This window comes from Pantoea rwandensis (assembly GCF_000759475.1).
GTDB lineage: Bacteria > Pseudomonadota > Gammaproteobacteria > Enterobacterales > Enterobacteriaceae > Pantoea > Pantoea rwandensis_B.
Genome location: NZ_CP009454.1, coordinates 3,467,382 through 3,488,920, shown reverse-complemented (window position 1 = coordinate 3,488,920; position 21,539 = coordinate 3,467,382). Strand labels below are relative to the sequence as shown.

General features: G+C 55.4%; 20 protein-coding genes and 1 riboswitch. Of the genes, 12 read left to right on the top strand and 8 right to left on the bottom strand.

Annotated features, from left to right (window positions below; translation table 11 throughout):
- Nucleotides 1-123 precede the first annotated feature (123 nt).
- Nucleotides 124-840: an ABC transporter ATP-binding protein gene (locus LH22_RS15915; protein WP_034821129.1), complete on the bottom strand. Its 717-nt coding sequence runs from the start codon at nucleotides 838-840 to the stop codon at nucleotides 124-126.
- A gap of 908 nt (nucleotides 841-1,748) precedes the next feature.
- Here LH22_RS15915 and uvrB point away from each other — a divergent pair.
- Nucleotides 1,749-3,770, top strand: a complete 2,022-nt coding sequence (gene uvrB, locus LH22_RS15905; RefSeq protein WP_038648108.1) for an excinuclease ABC subunit UvrB — start codon at nucleotides 1,749-1,751, stop codon at nucleotides 3,768-3,770.
- A gap of 49 nt (nucleotides 3,771-3,819) precedes the next feature.
- Here the strand turns inward: uvrB and LH22_RS15900 are convergent, their stop codons facing one another.
- Entirely contained in the window at nucleotides 3,820-4,719 is a 900-nt protein-coding gene (locus LH22_RS15900) for a gluconeogenesis factor YvcK family protein (RefSeq protein WP_034821119.1), read from the bottom strand.
- Nucleotides 4,720-4,913: 194 nt separating this feature from the next.
- Nucleotides 4,914-5,048, top strand: a riboswitch (molybdenum cofactor riboswitch).
- Between LH22_RS15900 and moaA the strand changes: the two genes are divergently transcribed.
- The 7 genes from moaA to LH22_RS15865 all read left to right on the top strand — a co-directional run bounded on the left by moaA (nucleotide 5,037) and on the right by LH22_RS15865 (nucleotide 9,679).
- Nucleotides 5,037-6,023, top strand: coding sequence for a GTP 3',8-cyclase MoaA (gene moaA, locus LH22_RS15895; protein ID WP_038650214.1), 987 nt, complete (start codon nucleotides 5,037-5,039; stop codon nucleotides 6,021-6,023). It overlaps the preceding riboswitch by 12 nt.
- Nucleotides 6,024-6,040: 17 nt before the next feature.
- A complete protein-coding gene (gene moaB / locus LH22_RS15890) occupies nucleotides 6,041-6,556 on the top strand; it encodes a molybdenum cofactor biosynthesis protein B (RefSeq protein WP_038648106.1) in 516 nt (171 codons plus the stop codon).
- Between the two features lie 2 nt (nucleotides 6,557-6,558).
- Nucleotides 6,559-7,044, top strand: a complete 486-nt coding sequence (moaC, locus tag LH22_RS15885) for a cyclic pyranopterin monophosphate synthase MoaC (protein WP_038648103.1) — start codon at nucleotides 6,559-6,561, stop codon at nucleotides 7,042-7,044.
- On the top strand, nucleotides 7,037-7,282 hold the full coding sequence (moaD, locus tag LH22_RS15880; protein ID WP_038648100.1) for a molybdopterin synthase sulfur carrier subunit: 246 nt from the start codon (nucleotides 7,037-7,039) through the stop codon (nucleotides 7,280-7,282). Before moaC ends, moaD begins: the two co-directional genes overlap by 8 nt.
- 2 nt (nucleotides 7,283-7,284) lie before the next feature.
- The gene (gene moaE / locus LH22_RS15875) at nucleotides 7,285-7,737 is read left to right on the top strand and encodes a molybdopterin synthase catalytic subunit MoaE (protein WP_038648098.1); all 453 of its coding nucleotides are present in this window, start codon (nucleotides 7,285-7,287) and stop codon (nucleotides 7,735-7,737) included.
- Nucleotides 7,738-7,819: 82 nt separating this feature from the next.
- On the top strand, nucleotides 7,820-8,914 hold the full coding sequence (locus LH22_RS15870) for a DUF1615 domain-containing protein (RefSeq protein ID WP_038648095.1): 1,095 nt from the start codon (nucleotides 7,820-7,822) through the stop codon (nucleotides 8,912-8,914).
- Between the two features lie 57 nt (nucleotides 8,915-8,971).
- The gene (locus LH22_RS15865; RefSeq protein WP_038648093.1) at nucleotides 8,972-9,679 is read left to right on the top strand and encodes a Bax inhibitor-1/YccA family protein; all 708 of its coding nucleotides are present in this window, start codon (nucleotides 8,972-8,974) and stop codon (nucleotides 9,677-9,679) included.
- 180 nt (nucleotides 9,680-9,859) lie between these two features.
- On the opposite strand, the gene LH22_RS15860 is transcribed toward LH22_RS15865, so the two are convergent.
- From LH22_RS15860 to LH22_RS15850, 3 genes are read right to left on the bottom strand one after another with little or no spacing between them, the layout of a single operon-like run.
- Nucleotides 9,860-10,834, bottom strand: a complete 975-nt coding sequence (locus LH22_RS15860; protein WP_038648090.1) for a lysylphosphatidylglycerol synthase domain-containing protein — start codon at nucleotides 10,832-10,834, stop codon at nucleotides 9,860-9,862.
- Nucleotides 10,834-12,078, bottom strand: coding sequence for a cardiolipin synthase ClsB (gene clsB, locus LH22_RS15855; protein WP_038648087.1), 1,245 nt, complete (start codon nucleotides 12,076-12,078; stop codon nucleotides 10,834-10,836). The genes LH22_RS15860 and clsB overlap by 1 nt, the downstream gene beginning before the upstream one ends.
- Nucleotides 12,075-12,836: an endonuclease/exonuclease/phosphatase family protein gene (locus LH22_RS15850; protein WP_038648085.1), complete on the bottom strand. Its 762-nt coding sequence runs from the start codon at nucleotides 12,834-12,836 to the stop codon at nucleotides 12,075-12,077. Before LH22_RS15850 ends, clsB begins: the two co-directional genes overlap by 4 nt.
- Before the next feature lie 176 nt (nucleotides 12,837-13,012).
- Between LH22_RS15850 and LH22_RS15845 the strand changes: the two genes are divergently transcribed.
- The 3 genes from LH22_RS15845 to dusC all read left to right on the top strand — a co-directional run bounded on the left by LH22_RS15845 (nucleotide 13,013) and on the right by dusC (nucleotide 16,074).
- Nucleotides 13,013-13,405 (top strand): YbhQ family protein, encoded by a 393-nt coding sequence (locus LH22_RS15845; protein ID WP_034821088.1) that lies wholly within the window; start codon nucleotides 13,013-13,015, stop codon nucleotides 13,403-13,405.
- A gap of 301 nt (nucleotides 13,406-13,706) precedes the next feature.
- Nucleotides 13,707-15,113 (top strand): ATP-dependent RNA helicase RhlE, encoded by a 1,407-nt coding sequence (gene rhlE / locus LH22_RS15840; protein WP_038648082.1) that lies wholly within the window; start codon nucleotides 13,707-13,709, stop codon nucleotides 15,111-15,113.
- A gap of 4 nt (nucleotides 15,114-15,117) precedes the next feature.
- Nucleotides 15,118-16,074, top strand: coding sequence for a tRNA dihydrouridine(16) synthase DusC (gene dusC, locus LH22_RS15835; protein ID WP_038648080.1), 957 nt, complete (start codon nucleotides 15,118-15,120; stop codon nucleotides 16,072-16,074).
- A 7-nt stretch (nucleotides 16,075-16,081) separates the two neighbouring features.
- Here the strand turns inward: dusC and LH22_RS15830 are convergent, their stop codons facing one another.
- A complete protein-coding gene (locus LH22_RS15830; RefSeq protein ID WP_038648078.1) occupies nucleotides 16,082-17,260 on the bottom strand; it encodes a glycosyltransferase family 4 protein in 1,179 nt (392 codons plus the stop codon).
- 494 nt (nucleotides 17,261-17,754) lie between these two features.
- Here LH22_RS15830 and LH22_RS15825 point away from each other — a divergent pair, with 494 nt between their 5' ends.
- Nucleotides 17,755-18,960, top strand: coding sequence for an MFS transporter (locus tag LH22_RS15825; RefSeq protein WP_081946743.1), 1,206 nt, complete (start codon nucleotides 17,755-17,757; stop codon nucleotides 18,958-18,960).
- On the opposite strand, the gene ppk2 is transcribed toward LH22_RS15825, so the two are convergent.
- Nucleotides 18,957-19,877 (bottom strand): polyphosphate kinase 2, encoded by a 921-nt coding sequence (gene ppk2 / locus LH22_RS15820; protein WP_038648073.1) that lies wholly within the window; start codon nucleotides 19,875-19,877, stop codon nucleotides 18,957-18,959. The two genes, LH22_RS15825 and ppk2, sit on opposite strands and share 4 nt — an antisense overlap.
- Nucleotides 19,878-19,889: 12 nt before the next feature.
- The gene (locus LH22_RS15815; protein WP_038648070.1) at nucleotides 19,890-21,506 is read right to left on the bottom strand and encodes an inorganic phosphate transporter; all 1,617 of its coding nucleotides are present in this window, start codon (nucleotides 21,504-21,506) and stop codon (nucleotides 19,890-19,892) included.
- Between the last annotated feature and the right edge of the window lie 33 nt (nucleotides 21,507-21,539).

Below are 21,539 nucleotides of genomic sequence, written 5' to 3'. Positions count from 1 at the left end.
CTCAGGTGCGCAACAATGCGCACCTGACGTCATTTCGTCCGTAGGGCCGCCATAGACCCGCACCTTCAATGTCAGATTATGAACCAGCATTTGGGGTGCAGTTGATTGATGGCGACCAGGTCATCAGGTCGCTGTCAGCCACTTATTCACCGTCACATCATCCAGCAAAGCGACCTTACCCTGCGCCACATTGCGACCACGGTGAAGCAGCAGGAAATAGTCTGCCACGCGGCGGATGAAGGAGACATGCTGCTCCAGCAGCAAAATGGTCAGGCCGTAATCGCGATTAAGACGGCGGATCAGGTTGCCCATCTCCTCTTCCAGCCACGGAGACATCCCTTCGGTCGGCTCGTCCAGAATCAGTAGCTTAGGTTGCAGCACTAATGCACGCGCCAGTGCCAGCTGCTGCTGTTGATCCATCGGCAATTCGCCACTGCGCTGATGACGCAAGGAATAGAGTGCCGGGAACAGATCAAATACCATTTCAGGAATGGCGCGGCTGCGATCGTCCTGGGCGGCCATCAGGGCGATCATTAAATTATCTTCCACGCTCATCTGCGAAAAGATATGGCGACCTTGCGGCACATAACCGATCCCCATGCGCGCACGCTGTTCAGCGGGCTGCAGCAACAAATTCTCGGGTGGCGAGCCATCTTCCTGCCAGATCATCGAGCCACTGTTAATGGGCAAGCGACCCATAATGCAGTTCACCAGCGTGGTTTTGCCCATGCCAGGACTGCCCAGCACACCCGTACAGGTACCGGGCGGCAGATCGAGATCCACATCCCACAGGATATGGTTGTGACCGTAGAACTGATTCACCGAACGTAAACTCAGCATCTGACATACTCCTTCCAGATTATTTGCCTGAATGCTCCCGCTCTGTGTCGTCTGGCATACAGTCGTGCACGATTAGGGTGGACACTGCTGTTGTTAGCTCGCAAGGCAAGCCGTATGGACTCGTCACTCCATGGTTAAACTACTGCAATTACCAGGCCAGGTTAGTGGGACGAGGCATTCTGCGTCAGAATCAGGTGAAAGCGGGCTTAAAAGGTGAGTAATGCTTAATAATTCCACTGGGTAATAACCTGGCTGCACTTTGACGGTGCTGAATGCTTAACGTTTCTGGTGCATCTGTTCACTGATAAGGCAATCACTGAAGAAATAAGTGGTCTCAAGGTACGGTTTTTACGACAACAATGGTGCTTGACTTGCGAAAAGGATAGTTAAAGCGGTTTAAGGCAGGCGGAAAAAAAACGCAAAAAAAAATATTTCGCACGCCAGGATAAGAGCGGAGAAAATTATACACAGCTGATGGGCTCGGGGCTGGATTCAGTTATCCACTATTCCTGTGGATAACCTTGTGCATTAGCGACTGAAAACCGTGTGGAAGCGAGGAAATACGCGGCCTGCATACATTATGCTGCGAAACTGGACTTTGAAGTCATTATCAATAAAATCAGCAGGTTAATTAAAAGCAAGCCTGAGATTTTTCTGCCTTGTCATCGGACTGCAATTTAATGACGCTCTCTTGACAAATGTTAAAAGCGTCACGGCTCTGGGGATAACCTTGCGCAACAAGCTTTTGCCTTTTGCCGCTTAAATTGCACTGAAGCGAAACAGGTGCTTTCCCCGTTATCGTGCAAGATATCTGTAAATATATCCAGTATTTTTTTCTGGCAAATTCGTCATAGCAGAGTAGAATTATCAGCCTGCTCGCTGACATCTTCTGCAGGAACCGCAAAACCATGAGTAAAGCCTTCAAACTCAACTCTGAATTCAAACCTTCAGGCGATCAGCCTGAGGCCATTCGTCGTCTTGAAGAGGGGCTGGAGGATGGTCTCGCACACCAAACCCTGTTGGGGGTAACTGGATCGGGTAAAACCTTTACCATCGCCAACGTGATTGCCGATCTCAATCGCCCGACGATGGTGATGGCACCGAACAAAACGCTGGCGGCGCAGTTGTACGGTGAGATGAAAGAGTTCTTCCCGGATAACGCCGTGGAGTTTTTCGTCTCGTACTACGATTACTACCAGCCTGAAGCCTATGTGCCGAGTTCCGACACTTTTATTGAGAAGGATGCGGCCGTGAACGAACACATTGAGCAGATGCGTCTCTCGGCCACCAAAGCGATGCTGGAGCGCCGCGATGTGATTGTGGTGGCCTCGGTCTCGGCGATTTACGGCCTGGGTGATCCCGATCTCTATCTGAAAATGATGCTGCACTTAACGCGTGGCATGATTATCGACCAGCGCAGCATTCTGCGTCGTCTGGCGGAGCTGCAATATACCCGCAACGACCAGGTGTTCCAGCGTGGCACCTTCCGCGTGCGTGGCGAAGTGATCGACATCTTCCCGGCTGAATCCGACGACATCGGCTTGCGTGTCGAGCTGTTTGACGAAGAAGTTGAGCGCTTGTCGCTGTTCGATCCGCTGACCGGCCAGATTGAGTCCGTGATTCCGCGTTTCACTATCTATCCGAAAACGCACTACGTGACGCCGCGCGAGCGTATTCTGCAGGCGATGGAAGAGATCAAAGTTGAGCTGGTGGATCGCCGTAAGGTGCTGCTGGAGAACAACAAACTGCTGGAAGAGCAGCGCATCAGCCAGCGTACCCAGTTCGATCTCGAAATGATGAACGAACTCGGCTACTGCTCCGGCATTGAAAACTACTCGCGCTATCTCTCGGGTCGCGGTCCGGGCGAGCCACCTCCGACCTTATTTGACTATCTGCCCGCCGATGGTTTGCTGGTGGTGGACGAATCGCACGTTACCATTCCCCAGATTGGCGGCATGTATCGTGGCGACCGCGCACGTAAAGAGACGCTGGTAGAATATGGGTTCCGCTTGCCTTCGGCGCTGGATAACCGTCCGATGCGCTTTGAAGAGTTTGAAGCGCTGGCACCGCAAACCATTTATGTCTCGGCCACGCCGGGTAAATATGAGCTGGAAAAATCCGGTGACGAAGTGATTGATCAGGTGGTACGTCCCACCGGGCTACTGGATCCGATTCTGGAAGTGCGACCGGTCGCCACTCAGGTGGATGACTTACTGTCAGAAATTCGCAAACGCGTGGCGATCAATGAACGTGTGCTGGTCACCACGCTGACCAAACGCATGGCGGAAGATCTTACCGAATATCTGGTGGAGCACGGCGAGAAGGTGCGCTATCTGCACTCCGATATCGATACGGTTGAACGTATGGAGATCATTCGTGATTTGCGTCTCGGTGAGTTCGATGTGCTGGTGGGCATCAACTTACTGCGCGAAGGTCTCGACATGCCGGAAGTGTCGCTGGTGGCGATCCTCGATGCGGATAAAGAGGGCTTCCTGCGTTCCGAACGTTCACTGATCCAGACTATTGGCCGTGCGGCGCGTAACATCAACGGTAAGGCGATTCTGTACGCTGATAAGATCACCCCTTCGATGGAACGCGCGATGGGCGAAACCGAACGTCGTCGAGAGAAGCAGCAGCGTTACAACGAAGAGAATGGCATTGTGCCGCAGGGCCTCAACAAGAAAATCACCGATATTCTTGAGCTGGGCAAAAATGTGGTGAAAACGCGCGGCAAGGGCAAAACTGCCTCACGTGTGGCGGCAGAAGAAGAGGCCAACTATCTGGCGCTGACGCCACAAGCCATGCAGAAGAAAATTCACGAGCTGGAAGTGCAGATGCAGCAGCACGCGCAGAATCTGGAGTTCGAAGAGGCCGCCAGCGTGCGCGACCAGTTGCACCAGCTGCGCGAGTTGTTTATCGCCGCCTCTTAATAGAAGCGTGAGGGTTTGGGTCGCCATCACGCACACGGCTTTCGCAGGGTCACACTGCCTGAATCGCATGTTCTAATGCAATCCGCAGCAGCTGGCGGTCATGGCGATACTTGATATCGGCGGCCTCCAGCGGTTCGCGTACAATCAGGCGATCTTCCACACCGCTGACGTCCGCTGATGGGCTAACCACCACGGCATCAATCACTCGCCTGCCGATGGCTTTTTCCATCATCGCCAGTTTATCCGCCACCGTCAGGCTGGCGGCCGGGCTTAACTCGCGTCCAAGATTGCCAATAAACACCATGGTGGCTGGGGTGCGGCGCAGTGCGCGTGCCATCTCCTCCATCAGCAGAATGGGCATCAGGCTGGTGTAAAAACTGCCTGGGCCAATCAGGATCAAATCCGCTTCCGCAATCGCATCCAGTGCTTCTTTAGTGGGAGTGACATTGGGATGCAGCATCAACTCTTGCGGCGGTAGCTTCATCTCATCAATTGCCGTTTCGCCATACACCATATTGCCTTCGCAATCCTGCGCCACCAGGTCTACCGGTTGCTCCGACATCGGAATCAAGAAGGCATCGACTTTGAGCAGATTGCGGATGATGTTGATGGCTTCCAGCGGTCGCACGCTAAGGTGATCGAGCGCCTTCAGCATCAGGTTACCGAGGTTATGGCCGGCCAGTTCACCGTTACCGGCAAAGCGGTATTCAAACATTGCCGACGCCACACTCGGTTCCATGATCAACTGGTTCAGGCAATTACGCATATCTCCCCAGGCAATACCGCCTTCCGAACGACGAATGCGTCCGGTGGATCCGCCGTTATCGGTGGTGGTCACGATGCCGGTCAGGCGTGAGCCCAGCGGTGCCAGCGCCGACATCACACGACCCAGGCCGTGCCCGCCGCCCAGTGCTACCACGCGATCCAAATCTGCCAGGGTACGATTCATGCTGTTCCTTTTAACTGACAACTGCAGGTTGTCGTGCAGTTGAAGTGATGTGTATCAATATCTGTCGCGCATTTTACCGTATCCTGCGGCGAAAATGCGGTGAAAAAACGTTATGTATCAATATATATAGCGAAATTCACTGATGGATGCGAGGGAGAAATCGCGCTACCATTCGAATTAACCGTGTTGTCCACAATGACAACAGACTCCCAAGCCTGGCATGCCTAAGTCATAACGATATGGATGCCTGGCCGCAGCATCGCTGCCAGGGTGCAGAAAGAAATGACTGCATCTCCCGTATTTGGAAAGGTGTTCAGGTGCCACAATTTACAGATGCCTATGCGCGCAGCTTCTACTATCTGCGCCTGTCGGTCACGGATGTGTGTAACTTCCGTTGTACCTACTGTTTACCCGATGGTTATAAACCGAACGGTAATCACAACAAAAGTTTTCTCTCGCTGGACGAGATTCGCCGCGTGACGCGTGCCTTTGCGGCCGCGGGCACGGAAAAAGTGCGTCTCACCGGCGGCGAACCCTCTATGCGTCGCGACTTCACCGATATCATCGCAGCGGTGCGCGAAAACGATGCCATTCGCCAGATCGCCATGACCACCAACGGCTACCGAATGGCGCGAGACGTGCGCGCGTGGCGTGATGCCGGGCTCACCCACATTAACGTCAGTGTCGATAGCCTTGATGCGCGCCAGTTTCACGCCATCACCGGCCAGGACAAATTCGCGGAAGTGATGGCCGGAATTGATGCCGCGTTTGACGCCGGGTTCGAGAAGGTCAAAGTCAACAGCGTGCTGATGCGCGATCTCAATAGCCACAGCCTGGCGACCTTCCTCGACTGGATCCGCACCCGTCCGATTCAGCTGCGCTTTATCGAACTGATGGAAACCGGCGAGGGCGGCGATCTGTTCCGGCGTCATCACATCTCGGGTGAGGTGATTCGCGATCAACTGATCATGCAGGGTTGGCAACGCCAGTCGCGCGGTCGCAGTGACGGTCCTGCGCAGGTGTTCCGCCATCCTGACTATCAGGGTGAAGTCGGTTTGATCATGCCTTACGAAAAAGATTTCTGCGCCAGTTGCAACCGTCTGCGCGTGTCAGCCATGGGTAATCTTCATCTGTGCCTGTTTGGCGACGGCGGTGTTCCGCTGCGCGATTTACTGGCATCCGATGCCCAGCAGAGTGAGTTACAGGCGCGTATTGCCCACAGTCTCGGACAGAAAAAGCAGACGCACTTCCTGCATCAGGGCAATACCGGCATCACACAAAACCTCTCCTTCATTGGCGGCTAAACACAGGAGTTACAGCCATGGGTAAACCTACCGGCGAGTTTGTCGCCTTGAATGTGGCGGTGATGACCGTCTCGGACAGCCGTGATACCAGCAATGATAGCTCGGGCGACTACTTGCGCGAGGCACTGACAGAAGCCGGGCATCAGGTGGTGGATCGCGCGATCGTGCCTGATAACCGTTACCGCATTCGCGCCACGGTGTCGCGCTGGATTGCCAGCGATGATGTGCAGGTGGTGATCGTCAACGGCGGAACCGGCTTTAACAGCAAAAACAGTACGCCGGAAGCGCTGCTGCCGCTGTTTGATCGGGAAATTGACGGTTTTGGCGAACTGTTCCGCATGATCTCATACGAAGAGATTGGCAGTTCCACGCTGCAATCACGCGCGGTGGCCGGGCTGGCGAATCAGACGCTGATTTTTGCCGTGCCGGGATCGACCAACGCCTGCCGCAGCGGTTGGGAACGCATCATTGAAGAACAGCTGGATGCACGCACGCGCCCTTGTAATTTTGTCTCTCATTTGAAGAAGTTGTAAGCATGTCATCATTAACTCATATCAATGCCGCTGGCGAAGCCCACATGGTGGATGTCTCCGGTAAAAACGAAACAGTGCGTGAAGCCCAGGCCGAAGCGCTGGTGCTGATGAGCGCGGAAACGCTGCAGATGATCATCGACGGCAGCCATCATAAAGGCGATGTGTTCGCCACGGCACGCATCGCCGGGATCCAGGCCGCGAAACGCACCTGGGAGTTGATCCCGCTGTGCCATCCGCTGATGTTGAGCAAGGTGGAAGTGACGCTGGTGGCCGAGCCTGAGCACAACCGCGTGCGCGTGACCTCGCGTTGCCGTCTGACCGGAAAAACCGGCGTGGAAATGGAAGCGCTGACCGCCGCATCGGTGGCTGCGCTGACCATTTACGACATGTGCAAAGCGGTGCAGAAAGATATCGTGATCGATCAGTTGCGTTTGCTCAGCAAAAGCGGCGGCAAATCCGGCGATTTTCAGGCGGTGGCACATGATTAAGGTGCTGTTTTTCGCTCAGGTCCGTGAATTGACCGGCACCAGCACGCTGGAGCTGGCACCGGAGTATCAGGATGTCGCCACGCTGCGAGCCGCGCTGGCCAGCAAGAACGATCGCTGGGCGCTGGCGCTCGAATCCGGCAAGTTGCTGGCAGCGGTCAATCAGACGCTGGTGCCGATGACTCATCCTCTGCGTGCGGGTGATGAAGTGGCATTCTTCCCGCCGGTCACCGGAGGATGAGCATGGTCACACGTATTCGCGTTGGCGTTGAGCCTTTTGATGTCGGCGAGGAGTATCGCCAACTCGCCGCGCATGACAGTGATGGCGCGGTGGTCACCTTTACCGGCAAAGTGCGCAATCACAATCTCGGTGACAGCGTGGCCGCTTTAACCCTGGAACACTATCCGGGTATGACGGAAAAAGCGCTGGCAGAAATTGTCGAAGAGGCGCGTCAGCGCTGGGCGTTGCAGCAGGTGACGGTGATTCATCGCGTGGGCGAACTGTTCCCCGGCGATGAAATTGTGTTTGTGGGAGTGAGCAGCGCCCACCGCAGCAGCGCGTTTGCCGCCACCGAATTCATCATGGACTACCTGAAAACCCGCGCGCCGTTCTGGAAGCGTGAAGCCACTGAACAGGGCGAACGCTGGGTCGATGCGCGCGACAGTGACCATCAGGCCGCCGATCGCTGGAAGTAGCGCGTAAAACCGACCTGCTCTGATAGCCGTAGCGAGTTGAAAACGTTAAGGTACGGGTTTTGCTGGCCTGTCAGGGAACAAGATGAATACCACTAAATTGCTCAAAGGCGCGGCGCTGCTCACCGCGCTGGTACTGGCCGGATGTAGTACCAAAAAAGAACCGCAGGCCCCTGCGCGTCAACCTGCCGACGTCAAATCCCAAATTCAGAAGTTACTGCCGAACGATGTCAGCCAAAAAAGCGCCTGGGCGGACGACATCTACACGGCATTTCGCGTCCAGCAGATCGATCCCAGCGCCAGTAACGTCTGCGCGGTGATCGCCGTCACCGATCAGGAGTCCAATTTCAGTGCCGATGCGCCAGTGCCAGGTTTACCCAAAATCGCCTGGGGTGAAATTGACCGCCGCGCTGCCAAAGTCCATGTCCCCGCGTTCTTAGTGCGCACCGCCTTACTGATTAAGTCGCCCACCGGGGAAAGCTACGCCGCGCGACTGGATAAGGTGCGCAGTGAGAAAGAGCTGAGCGCAATTTTCGATGATTTTATCGACATGGTGCCGATGGGGCAGAAGCTGTTTGGCAATCTCAATCCGATTCACACCGGCGGGCCGATGCAGGTCAGCATTGAATTTGCTGAAGCACATGCCAAAGGCTATCCGTACGCGATTGATGGCTCGATTCGTCGTGAGGTGTTTACCCGCCGAGGCGGCATCTACTTTGGCACGCTGCATCTGCTCGGCTATCCGGCGGATTACAGCCAGATGCTGTACCGTTTTGCCGATTTCAATGCGGGTTGGTACGCCAGTCGCAACGCCGCTTTCCAGGCAGCCGTGGCGCGCGCCAGCGGCATCAAACTGGCGCTGGATGGCGATCTGATTATGTACGGCAGCGAGCAAGCGGGTTCCACCGAATTAGCGGTACGCACGCTGAGCAAGCAACTGGATATGAGCAATCGGGAAATCCGTCGCGACCTGGAGAAGGGCGATACGGAAAGCTTCAGCAACAGCACCCTCTGGAAGCAGACGTTTATTCTGGCTGATAAAATGGCCGGTAAACGTCTGCCGCGTGAAATGCTGCCGGGCATTAAACTTGAGAGCCCCAAGATTACCCGCAACCTGACTACCGCCTGGTTTGCCCAGCGCGTAAATGGCCGATATCAGCAGTGCTTGACGCGCCGTTGACGCAATGCGGTGTAGACTCCACACTTAGAGCGTTTGTCTAACTTAAAGAGGTGCATCATGGACCGATATCCACGTAATAATTCTATCGTGCAGCAGGCGTCCACCGGGCTGCAGGCGTATATGGCGCAGGTTTATGGCTGGATGACTTGCGGCTTGCTGCTAACCGCCTTTGTCTCCTGGTTTGCAGCGCGCACGCCGGCGGTGATGGAGCTGGTGTTTGCCAATCGCATCACCTTCTTCGGGCTGATCATTGTGCAGCTGGCGGTGGTCTTTGTGTTGTCGGGCATGGTGCATCGCCTGAGCAGTACCTTAGCCACCGGGTTGTTTATGCTCTATTCGGCGCTGACGGGTCTGACGCTGGCCAGTATTTTCCTCGTCTACACCTACTCCTCGATTGCCAGCACCTTCTTCGTGACGGCAGGGATGTTCGGTGCCATGAGTTTCTACGGTTACACCACCAAGCGTGATCTTAGCCGCTTCGGCAGCCTGCTGTTTATGGCGCTGATTGGTATCGTGCTGGCGTCACTTGTGAACTTCTGGCTGAAAAGCCCGGCGCTGATGTGGGCGATCACCTATATCGGCGTGGTGGTGTTTGTTGGTCTGACCGCTTATGACACCCAGAAGCTGAAATCGATTGGCGAGACCATTGACGTCAATGACAAAGAGAACCTGCGTCGTTACTCAATCATGGGTGCATTGACGCTGTATCTCGACTTCATCAACCTGTTCCTGATGCTGCTGCGTATTTTCGGCAACCGCCGTTAACCTACGCTCACCGCTTCTGGCTTGTGTGATTGCGCCTCCTACAACCTCCGAACAGGATGCGTGTAGGGGGCGAAATTGATTTTGGCCCGCGCGCATCAGTGTCGACCGTATCCATCTGCACCGCATTTTTTAGAGGGCGCCATTGATGGTGCCCTCTGCGTGTGAGTACCTTCTCTTCGGTTATCCCGCGTCTGATTTCGCCATCTTGCGCTCATTCTTCTGCCGCAGATGTTTTGCACGGCTCTCCAGCACCAGATACAACACCAGCGCCAGCAGCAGCGGCAAAATAAAGTACAGCACGCGATAAGCCAGCAGGGCGGCAATAATGGTTCCGTGCGAAACATGCTCGCCAGCCAGTAGCGCCAGAAACACCGCTTCCAGCACCCCGATGCCCGCCGGAATATGAATGATCACCCCAGCGATACTGCTGATCAGTAACACCCCCAGCACTTGCGGGTAATCCACCTGTCGCGCCAGCAGAAGCCAGATAATGGTGCCCATCACCAGCCAGTTTGCACTGGAGACGGCAAACTGAATCAGCGCCATACGTAGCGACGGCAACTGTAAATGCTGCCCCTTGACTGTCCAGCGGCGTTTTTTTGCAAAGGCGCAGGCCCACAAATAAATCGCGACCAGCGCTAATAACACGGCACCTATAATGCGCAGAGTGCTTTCGCCAATAAACCAGCGCGGCGGAATCGGTACCATGCCCGCGACAAACACCACGCCCGCCAGCAGGAGATAGCCAAGCCAGTTAGTGGCGATACTCATGGAAAAGATGCGCGTTATAGTGCCGCCGGGCAGGCCGAGACGGGAATAGAGACGATAACGCATTGCCACGCCGCCCACCCAGGTACTGAGCGTCAGGTTGAAGGCGTAACAAATAAACGACACCAGCATCACCTGACGCTTGGCCAGTTTGTGTCCGCAGTAGGCGCGGCCGATCAAGTCATACACGCCATAGGTGAGATAGCTGACCACCACCAGCGCCGCCGCGCCCAGCACCACATAGCGGTTATAGCCTACGATCACCTGATAAACGTCCTGCCAGTTCACTTTGCGCGCATAGATCACCAGCAGCACGATTACCGCAATAAAAAACAGCCAGGTAAGGATTTTCTTTGCCCATTGCCAGCGCGAATGTTTTTTGTTCATCAGGGTTTCGCTCCTTCGTTGCCGGTTTCGACCCGATCCTGGGTTTCCATTTCCGGTTGAGCCGGGGGATCAACCTGCGCCAGCGAAGGCGTGTGCGCGGGCAGCCAACCGGCAATGGCCGGGAAGTGACGCAGGAAATGGAACACAATCACGCTTTTGGTGAGGTGCCACCAGGTGCGCGGCGGCAGTTTGTCATCCTGCACACGCACACAATCGTGCTGAAGCAAGGCTTCCAGATTGTCACGCAGCGTCTGATTGAAAGTGCGATCGTGCACGATGAGATTGGCTTCCAGATTGAGCGATAAACTCAGGGGATCGAGATTGCTGGAGCCTACCGTGGCCCAGTGCTGATCCTGCACCGCAATTTTGCCGTGCAACGGGCGGCGGCAATATTCGTAGACTTCAACCCCGGCATCCACCAGATAGTTGTAAAGCAATTCGGCGCCCACTTTGACAATGGGCATATCCGGTTCGCCCTGCACGATCAGCCGCACGCGCACACCTCTTTGTGCTGCACTGCGCATTTCACGTAACAGTCGATAGCCGGGGAAGAAATAGGCATTGGCGATGATCACATCCTGCTTTGCCTTGCGCAGCATATCGAGATAGTGCTGTTCAATGTCGTCGCGATGGTCATCGTTATCGCGATAGACAAACAGCACTTGCGCATCGCCGGGCATGGCGTTGACCGCCAGCCGCGGTGAACGTCCTCCCCACCAGCGCCGTGTAGTCTGTTTGCTGCCGATGGCCTGCTGCACATAGCGAGCAATATCCAGCACCACCGGTCCCTTAACTTCAACCGCATAATCCTGCTTTGCCTCCGGGCCGTAATCGGTGTTGTGCTCAGCGGAGAAGTTGATGCCGCCAACAAAGGCGAGGGCATCATCCACCACCACAATTTTACGGTGCAGGCGGCGGAAAACATTGGTGCGCATGCCCATCACCAGCGGGCGCGGATCGTAATAGAGAAAACGCACGCCGGCTTCGGTTAGCGTGTTCACAAACGCGTCGGAGAGATCGTGTGAGCCATAGCCATCCACCATCACTTCGACCTTCACGCCACGCTGCGCCGCCGCCAGCAGATCGCTATGCAGCGCATTGCCGACGTCGTCTTCAAACAGAATAAACGTCTCCAGCAACAGCGAGCGCTCGGCACGTTGAATCGCGGCTGAAACGCAGGGAAAGAATTGATCGCCGTTCTCCAGCAACCGTAATTGATTGCCTTCACGCCAGCTGAAATTCATAGAAAAATCTCCACGGCCAAAGGGGCATGATCGGAAAGGTGTGACCAGGGTTTCACTGGCAGCGCCCAGGGCTGACTGACGGTGGCGTTGCGGATATAAATGCGATCAAGCCGCAACAGCGGAAAACGTGCCGGGAAGGTGCGTGCCGGGCGGCCATTTTTCATGCTGAACACTTCCTGCAATCCCGCGCTGCGCTTCAGGAAGCGGTTGGCACGCACCTGCCAGTCGTTGAAATCCCCGGCTACCACCAGCGGCGCATCATGTGGCAGGGCGTTGATGCGATCGCTCATCATCTTCATCTGCGCCTGGCGATGCTGCGCTTTTAGCCCTAAATGCACACAGATGACATGCAGCGGATCGGGCCGATCCGGCAGGCGAATCTGACAGTGCAACATGCCGCGCTTTTCGCTTCCCGCCACAGAAATATCGAGATTTTCATATTCAACAATGGGGAAACGTGACAATATCGCGTTCCCGTGATGTCCCTCGGGATAAACTGCGTTACGGCCATAGGCAAAATCATGCCACATGGTATCGGCCAGATACTCGTAATGAGAGTTTTCCGGCCAGTTCTCAATGTGCAGCGAATGGATAGCGTGGGTGCCCATCACCTCTTGCAGGAAGACGATATCCGCCGAGGTGGCGCGGACAGCGTCGCGCAATTCCGGCAGGATAAAGCGGCGGTTAAAGCTGGTGAACCCCTTGTGGGTATTGATCGTCAGGACTTTAAATGAAAATCCTTGCGTGTTTTGTGGCATACTTCGACGCGCTCCTTTTCATCATCAACAGCACAAAGTGTAGTCTTTGTCACAAATGGGTGGTGAAGGGCGCAGAAAATTAGGGCGTTATCCGAAATTTGCTTTACATTGAGGAAATCCGTCTGGCCGCAGCCAGATACACTTGGGCGACCTGTTGGGTCTGCCAGGAGAAGAGAATGAAATGGTCTAATCGTGTTCAGATCGTTACCGGTCAAACCTGTTTGCACATTGCCATGCACCTGCTGGTGATTGCCGCGCTGGTTTGGGGCTGGAAGCACAAGGCGCTGGTTGAAGTGAGCAGTACCCTGGTAGCAGCTTATGCAGTGGTGTTTATCGCCATGCTGGCTCTGCAGCGTAGTGCCCGTTTACGTCGCATGGGTGACGCGCTGGAAGAAGTCACGACAACGTACTACTTCGGCGCAGCGATGTTGACGCTGTTCCTGATCTCTCGCTTCATCCATAACAACCTGTTGATCGGTTGCCTGGGCGTGGTGATGTTGGTCGGGCCGGCACTGGTGTCACTGCTGGCGAAAGAACCCGCGCATCGCGTGGAGAAAAAACGCAGCTAAGCTCAAGCTCAGTGGCGAACAGAAAGGAGCCGAATGCGGCTCCTTTTTTGTTATGCGCCGCGCGATAACGGGCGCGGTGAGCAACGGCACCACGCTTGCCACGTCAGGAAGATTACCCACATCATGTTACAGTGCCGTGACTATTGTCAGTCGCGGTGGCAGCGGAAACCTGCTAAACTCCCGCCCTTACGCATGGTAGTTTGTGCCCTTTTCACACGTGAGCCCACCAGGCTTGCGTCATATACCCCCTGAAAACTACATCGCTGACGGCGAACAGGGCGGTTCGGAGTAATACACCTGCATGTCATTTGACTCTCTCGGCTTAAGTGCCGATATTTTGCGTGCGGTAGCGGAACAAGGCTACCAGGAACCGACGCCGATTCAGCGTCAGGCCATTCCCGTAGTGCTGGCGGGCCGTGACCTGCTGGCGAGCGCCCAAACCGGTACCGGTAAAACCGCCGGTTTCACGCTGCCACTGTTGCAGCGTCTCACTGCGAATCCTTCTAACGCGCGCGGCCGTCGTCCGGTACGTGCGTTGATCCTCACCCCAACCCGTGAACTGGCGGCGCAGGTGGGCGAGAACGTCCGTGAGTACAGTCAGTATCTCAATATCCGTTCACTGGTGGTCTTCGGTGGCGTGAGCATCAACCCGCAGATGATGAAACTGCGCGGGGGTGTGGATGTGCTGGTGGCGACCCCTGGCCGTCTGCTGGATCTGGCGCATCAAAATGCGGTTGATCTGTCACAGGTCGAAATTCTGGTACTGGATGAAGCGGATCGCATGCTCGATATGGGCTTTATCCACGACATCCGCCGTGTGCTGGCGCGTCTGCCGGCGAAACGTCAGAACCTGCTGTTTTCTGCCACCTTCTCGGATGAGATCAAAACCCTGGCGGAAAAACTGCTCACTAACCCGGAACAGGTTGAAGTGGCGCGTCGTAACACCGCCTCGGAACAGGTTTCACAGCAAGTACACTTCGTTGATAAGAAACGTAAGCGGGAACTGCTGTCGCTGATGATTGGTCGCGATAACTGGCAGCAAGTGCTGGTGTTCACCCGTACCAAACACGGCGCTAACCATCTGGCTGAACAGCTGAACAAAGATGGCATCACCGCAGCGGCGATCCACGGCAATAAAAGCCAGGGCGCGCGTACCCGTGCGTTAGCTGACTTTAAATCCGGTGGCATTCGTGTGCTGGTGGCGACGGATATCGCTGCGCGTGGTCTGGATATCGAAGAACTGCCACACGTCGTGAACTACGAGCTGCCAAACGTGGCGGAAGATTATGTGCATCGTATTGGTCGTACCGGTCGTGCTGCGGCAACCGGCGCCGCGCTGTCACTGGTGTGTGTCGATGAACACAAACTGCTGCGTGACATTGAGCGTTTGCTGAAGCGTGAGATCCCGCGCATTGAGCTGGAAGGTTTTGAAGTAGACCCGAGCATTAAAGCGGAACCGATTCAGAATGGTCGCCAGCAGCAGGGTCGCGGCCAGGGCCGTGGTCAGGGTGGTCAGGGTCGTGGACAAGGCGGTAATGTCTCTCGCCCGCACAGTGGCAACGGTCAGCGTCCACAGGGTGGCAATGGCGCACGTCCACAAGGCGAAGCGCGCCCGGCACGTCGCCAGGGCAGCAGTGCCGGTCAAAATACGCCAGCCGCCAACAGCGGTCGTCGTCGTCCGGCAGCGAAAAAGAGCGGGAACATCTAACGCCATGAGGGTATTACTGGCACCGATGGAGGGCGTGCTGGATTCGCTGGTACGCGAACTGCTCTCCGGGGTAAATGATTATGATCTGTGCGTCACTGAGTTTTTGCGCGTGGTCGATCAACTGCTGCCAGTAAAATCCTTTTACCGTTTGTGTCCCGAGCTGCACAACAGCAGCCGAACGCCTTCCGGTACGCGCGTGCGTATGCAGCTCCTCGGGCAATACCCTGAGTGGCTGGCAGAAAACGCCGCGCGTGCGGTGGAGCTTGGCTCCTGGGGCGTCGATCTCAACTGCGGCTGTCCATCAAAGCTGGTGAACGGCAGTGGCGGCGGCGCCACCTTACTCAAAGATCCTGAGCTGATTTATCGCGGCGCGAAAGCGATGCGCGAAGCCGTACCCGATCACCTTCCCGTCACGGTGAAAGTGCGTCTGGGATGGGATTCGGGTGAACGCCGCTTTGAAATTGCCGATGCGGTGCAGCAGGCCGGCGCCAGCGAGCTGGTGGTGCACGGTCGCACCAAAGAAGAGGGCTATCGCGCTGAAAGCATTAACTGGCAGGCAATTGGCGAAATTCGCCAGCGTCTGTCGATTCCGGTGATCGCCAACGGTGAGATCTGGAGCTGGCAGGATGCGCAAGACTGTCTGCGCATCACCGGTTGCGATGCGGTGATGCTGGGCCGCGGTGCGCTCAACATCCCGAATCTCGGTCGTGTGGTGAAATATAACGAAGCACCGATGCCGTGGCCTGAAGTGGTCGAACTGCTGCTCAAATATACGCAGTTAGAGAAGCAGGGCGATACCGGCATGTATCACGTCGCCCGCATCAAACAGTGGCTCGGCTATTTGCGTAAAGCCTATAACGAAGCCGATGGGCTGTTCAGTGAAATCCGCACCCTGCGCGTATCGGCCGAGATCGCCACGGCGATTGAGCGCCACGCTCTTCAGTTAACCGCACCGGTTTAACCCATCCTCATTTAAACGCCGTTGTGTAGTGCATCTGCTTGCTGGCTGAATAGAAGAGGGCAAGTTGCTCGCTGAATTTGCCGGGATCGTGTTGCTCAGCAATTCTCTTCAGTGATTGCGCAGAGTATTGCGTGATCACGCCCGGATTGCGCAAAATATCAATGATATGCCCCTTTAGCTGCTGCACGATTTGTCGGCGGATCTGCAATTTACTCTCCAGAGAATCAACCACATACTCATATTCGTCATTGACCGGCTGCTGAATCAGCCACCCTGCACCGGGGGGATTGATCTCCGGCAAGGCGCGAATGTTGGTGGTGATCACCGGACAGCCACTGGCTTGCATCTCCAGCACCGAGAAGCCGTAGGTATCCTGCCAGCTGGGCAACAATCCCACGTGCGAATGCTGCAGTAAGGTCAATACCTGATTGTTGGGCAGGGTAGTGAAATGCTGAATGTGGGGCGAAATTTTGATTAAGTGCTCAATGCGCGTGTAAAACGCCTCATCATCCTGAAATTGCCGATGGGCAATATTATGACGCTGTGTGATGTCACCGATCAGCGTGACCTGAATCTGGCCGCGGGTGAACACATCCTCTTCGGTTAATTGCGAGATGGCCAGTACCACTTCCGCGCCGCCTTTGCGATAGAACTCATTGCCGATAAAGATGAAACGTATTTCTCCGGGCGAGATCAGGCGCGGTTTAACGCACAACAGCGGTTGCGGCGGATGCAGAACGTGTAGTTTGTGTCTGACGGCGGCTTTGATCGCGGGAAACGCATCGAGCAGCTTCCACTGGATGTCGAGGGTCGCTTGCGAGATGGCAATCAACGTCAGGCATTCCGCTTTCGCGATTAATTGCAGCTGCGACTTCAATTCAGGATTGTCGTATTTTGCCACACCGGGCACCGGCAGCACGCGTGGGATCTCGGTTTCAAAGGTGGCGATCCAGTTCCTTTTGGTGTCGGCCACTTCATTGAAAAGGTGAATGACATCCGCCTCGTGTGGCAGTAAGCCGGGGAGCGGAAGAAAAATAAATTGTTTATTTTTATGTAAGATTTTTGCTTTGACGGCATTTAAATAGAAATAGATATTCTTTTTGCGGCAATCAATATATTTGTTGTGTGGGTTAGTGATGATATTTCTTTTTTCAGGATATCCGCTTCCACTGATGATTATCTTCATAATCTCTCCTGGTCGGTAGGGAACAGAATGAACAGAGGTCAGAAATTGCTTAAGCGGGTGCACAGGCTCAACGTTGCCGTTATGCCTATTACTCACCGAAAGTAATGAACGGTATTTGATTGATAAGTCTGTAACCTAAAGGCAATCAGGGGCGGAATCTATGTATTAATGTGAATGATTGCGCGCGCCTCTCTCAGCATTCGCGCGACCTGAAAAGATTAGCAGTTGGTTTTGTTGCTATTTTAATGGTATATTTTTTGGATAATCGTTTTCCGAAAAGGTTTTTTTTCAGATTTGTCAGGCCGATGTGTAAAAGAAATTGAATTAATTTCTGTTATTAATCGAAGGTGAAATTCCGGGGCGATATTTAAATAAGCCTGATAATGGAATTATACAGAATTACCCTATGACACAGTCCCATGTAAAGTCAGGTTCAAGCTCAACGCTAATTGCGCTATAGTAGCGTTTCACATTCATTTGTAATGCCATCACTTATGTCTGACGCCGCTGTACTGAGTCATGCTCAGTTAAATAAACGCATCATCTCCGTTATTGTCTTCACGTTTTTCTGCTACCTCTCGGTAGGGCTACCGCTCGCGGTGCTACCGGGATTTGTGCATAACCAACTGGGGTTCAGTTCGTTCATCGCCGGATTGATCATCAGCCTGCAGTACATCGCCACGCTGCTCAGCCGTCCGCATTCGGGCCGTCTGGCCGATCGTTATGGCCCGAAACGTGTGGTGATGATGGGGTTGGTGTGCTGCGGCATGAGTGGCGTACTTTCCCTTTTCGCTGCGTTGTTCACCGATGTGCCGATGCTCAGTCTGGCGCTATTGGCAGTGGGAAGGCTGTTTCTGGGGGTGGGTGAAAGCTTTAGCAGTACTGGGTCAACGCTGTGGGGGATGAACATTGTCGGACCGTTGCAGACGGCGCGTGTGATCTCATGGAATGGCGTTGCCACCTACTTTGCGATGGCGATAGGCGCACCGCTCGGGGTGCTGCTCAATCAAATGTTCGGCATCAGCGGCTTTGCCGGGCTTGTGGCGTTGATGGGCGTCATCGGTTTCTGCATGGCGAGCCGTAAAGCGGCGGTCAGCGTCACCGCGGGCGTGCGTATCCCTTTTCATCGCGTGGTCAGCCGCGTCTGGCTGTTTGGGCTGGCATTGGGCTTTGGCACCATCGGATTTGGCGTCATCTCAACGTTTATCACGCTCTATTTTGCCAGCCGCGACTGGAGCGGCGCTGCTTTTGCCCTGACGTTGTTTAGTCTGGGCTTTGTGCTGGTGCGTCTGGCCGGTGGCCGCTACATCACTCGTTTTGGCGGGTTGAAAGTGTCGCTGGTGTCATTTGTGCTGGAGTGTGCCGGTCTGCTGTTAATCTGGCAGGCTGATAGCAGTTGGCTGGTGGATATCGGTGCATTCCTGACCGGTGGTGGTTTCTCGCTGGTGTTCCCGGCGCTGGGCGTGGAAGCGGTTAAACGCGTGCAGCAGCAGGATCAGGGATCGGCGCTGGGCACCTACTCGGCGTTTCTTGATTTAGGGCTGGGATTAACCGGTCCGGTGGCGGGATTGCTGATTGGTCATTGGGGGATGCAATCAGTGTATCTGGCGGCGGCCCTGATGGTGCTGGGCGCATTTGCCATAACATTGCGTTTGCAACAGCAGCACGGCCGCGAGGCAGCCGTGCAAACTGTTAACTAATACTTCTCTGGTACCACCATGTTGTCTGGCACTGGCGCGCGGCGATAATCTTCATGACGTTCGCGCGTCGGTAACATTATGGTTTTGCTCTCGCTCTCTTCGTACGGCACCTGTTGCAGCAGATGGCTGATGCAGTTCAGGCGCGCACGCTTCTTATCCACACCTTGCACCACCCACCATGGCGCTTCAGGGATGTGCGTGCGCTCCAGCATCTCTTCTTTCGCTTCGGTGTAATCTTCCCAACGGCGGCGGCTTTCGAGATCCATCGGGCTCAATTTCCACTGTTTCAGCGGATCGTGGATGCGGCTCAGGAAGCGCAGCTCCTGCTCTTCATCGGTGATCGAGAACCAGTATTTGATGATCTGAATGCCGCTGCGGGTCAGCATTTTTTCGAATTCCGGCACGCTGCGGTAAAACTCTTCGACTTCGGCTTCATTACAGAAGCCCATCACGCGCTCGACGCCTGCGCGGTTGTACCAGCTGCGGTCAAACATCACAATCTCACCGGCTGCAGGCAGGTGAGCGATATAGCGCTGGAAATACCACTGGGTTTTCTCACGATCGTTCGGCGCGGGCAGGGCGGCGACGCGACAGGTACGTGGGTTTAAACGCTGGGTGATACGCTTGATCACCCCGCCTTTCCCGGCGGCATCACGGCCTTCAAACAAAATCACCACGCGATGTCCGGTGCGCATCACCCAATCCTGCAGCTTCACCAGCTCGCCCTGCAGATGCAGCAACTCACGGAAGTAGCGGCGGCGGAAAGCCTTATCGCCTTCCTGCTGCGGTTCACCGTTATCATTGAAGCGTAGATCATCCAGCTCCATTTCCAGCTCTTCGTCGTAGCTGTCGTAAAACTCCTGCAGCAGACGCGCATTGAAGGTCTCGCTGTGGAAGCTATTGTCGTGTGTCGCCATGACTTTTCCCCGTTACAGATGAATAAACAGAGCGTAAAGCAGCCCTGAAAGTAAGACTGAGACCGGCAGCGTCAGCACCCACGCTAGCGCGAGGTTACGAATCGTCGAGAGCTGCAGGCCAGATTTGTTAGCGGCCATCGAACCGGCCACGCCTGATGACAGGACATGAGTAGTGGAGACCGGTAAGCCGAACACATCCGCCGCACCGATGGTTGCCATCGCCACCAGCTCCGCACTGGCACCCTGTGCGTAGGTCAGATGGGTTTTGCCGATGCGCTCACCGACGGTGACCACAATGCGGCGCCAGCCCACCATGGTGCCGAGGCCAAGGGCAATCGCCACCACCACTTTCACCCACATCGGGATAAAGCGCGTGGCGGCATCCAACTCTTTCTTCACGGCGGTGAGATTGCTGGCAATATCTTCCGGCATCGCGACTTTGGCCGATTGCAGATGTTTGATAGTTTCGGAGGCGAGGTACATATCATTACGGGTGTTTGTTACCGCCTGAGCCGGGATATTCTCCACGGCACCATAACGACGGATCTGATCGCCGATATCGCCCAGCATCATGCCGAGGGCAGGGAGTACCTGAGGGCGGTTCTGGCTGGTGCGCACGAACTCGGTCAGCACTTCACGCGGCGCGGGCATCGCGGCGGGTGCCGGTTGCAGCGTCAGCAGCTGCTGTTCGGTGACCTGGGTTAATGCGGCCACGCGCGGGATTTGATCCGGCGGCAGCGAACGGTTCAGGGCGTAGGCAATGGGCATGGTGCCCACCAGAATCAGCATGATGAGGCCCATGCCTTTCTGGCCGTCGTTTGAACCGTGGGCAAATGAGACACCTGTACAGGTCAGGATCAGCAGGCCGCGAATCCATGCCGGTGGAGGCTGATTGCCCTTTGGTGCTTCATACAGCTGGCGGTTGCGGATAAAGGCCTTCATCGCCAGCAGCAGGAGCGCCGCACAGATAAAGCCGACAATCGGCGACAGCAGCAGGGCGTAACCCACTTTGATCGCCTGACCCCAATCCACACCGCTGGTACCACTACGACCGTGCAGCAGGGCATTCGCCACGCCCACGCCGATGATCGAACCGATCAGCGTGTGTGAAGAGGACGCCGGCAGGCCGAAGTACCAGGTGCCGAGATTCCAGATGATCGCTGAGAACAGCAGCGCATACACCATAGCGAAGCCGTTGCCGCTACCTGCCTGCAGAATCAGCTCCACCGGCAGCAGTGAGATAATGCCAAACGCCACCACGCCGCTGGAGAGCAAAACGCCAAGGAAGTTGCAGAAGCCAGACCACACCACGGCAACACCCGGCGACAGCGAATGGGTATAAATCACAGTGGCGACAGCATTGGCGGTATCGTGGAAGCCGTTAACAAACTCAAAGCCGAGGGCAATCACTAAAGCCACGCCCAGCAGCAGGAACGGCGTATAGCTGGTGACAGGCGCGCCGGTCTCCTCAACGTCATTAAACAGGTTGATGGCGGTGAACAGCAGGCCGCCGCACAGCAAGATCAGGAAGATGATGCGTGAGATTTTTCCGTTGCCCTGGTTAAGATTCGGGCGACCGTTTTGGGACGATGATGTTGATGTAGATGCAGGTAAACTGTTTTCAGCCATAACACACCCCGGTGTGGATTGACGATGCTCGAT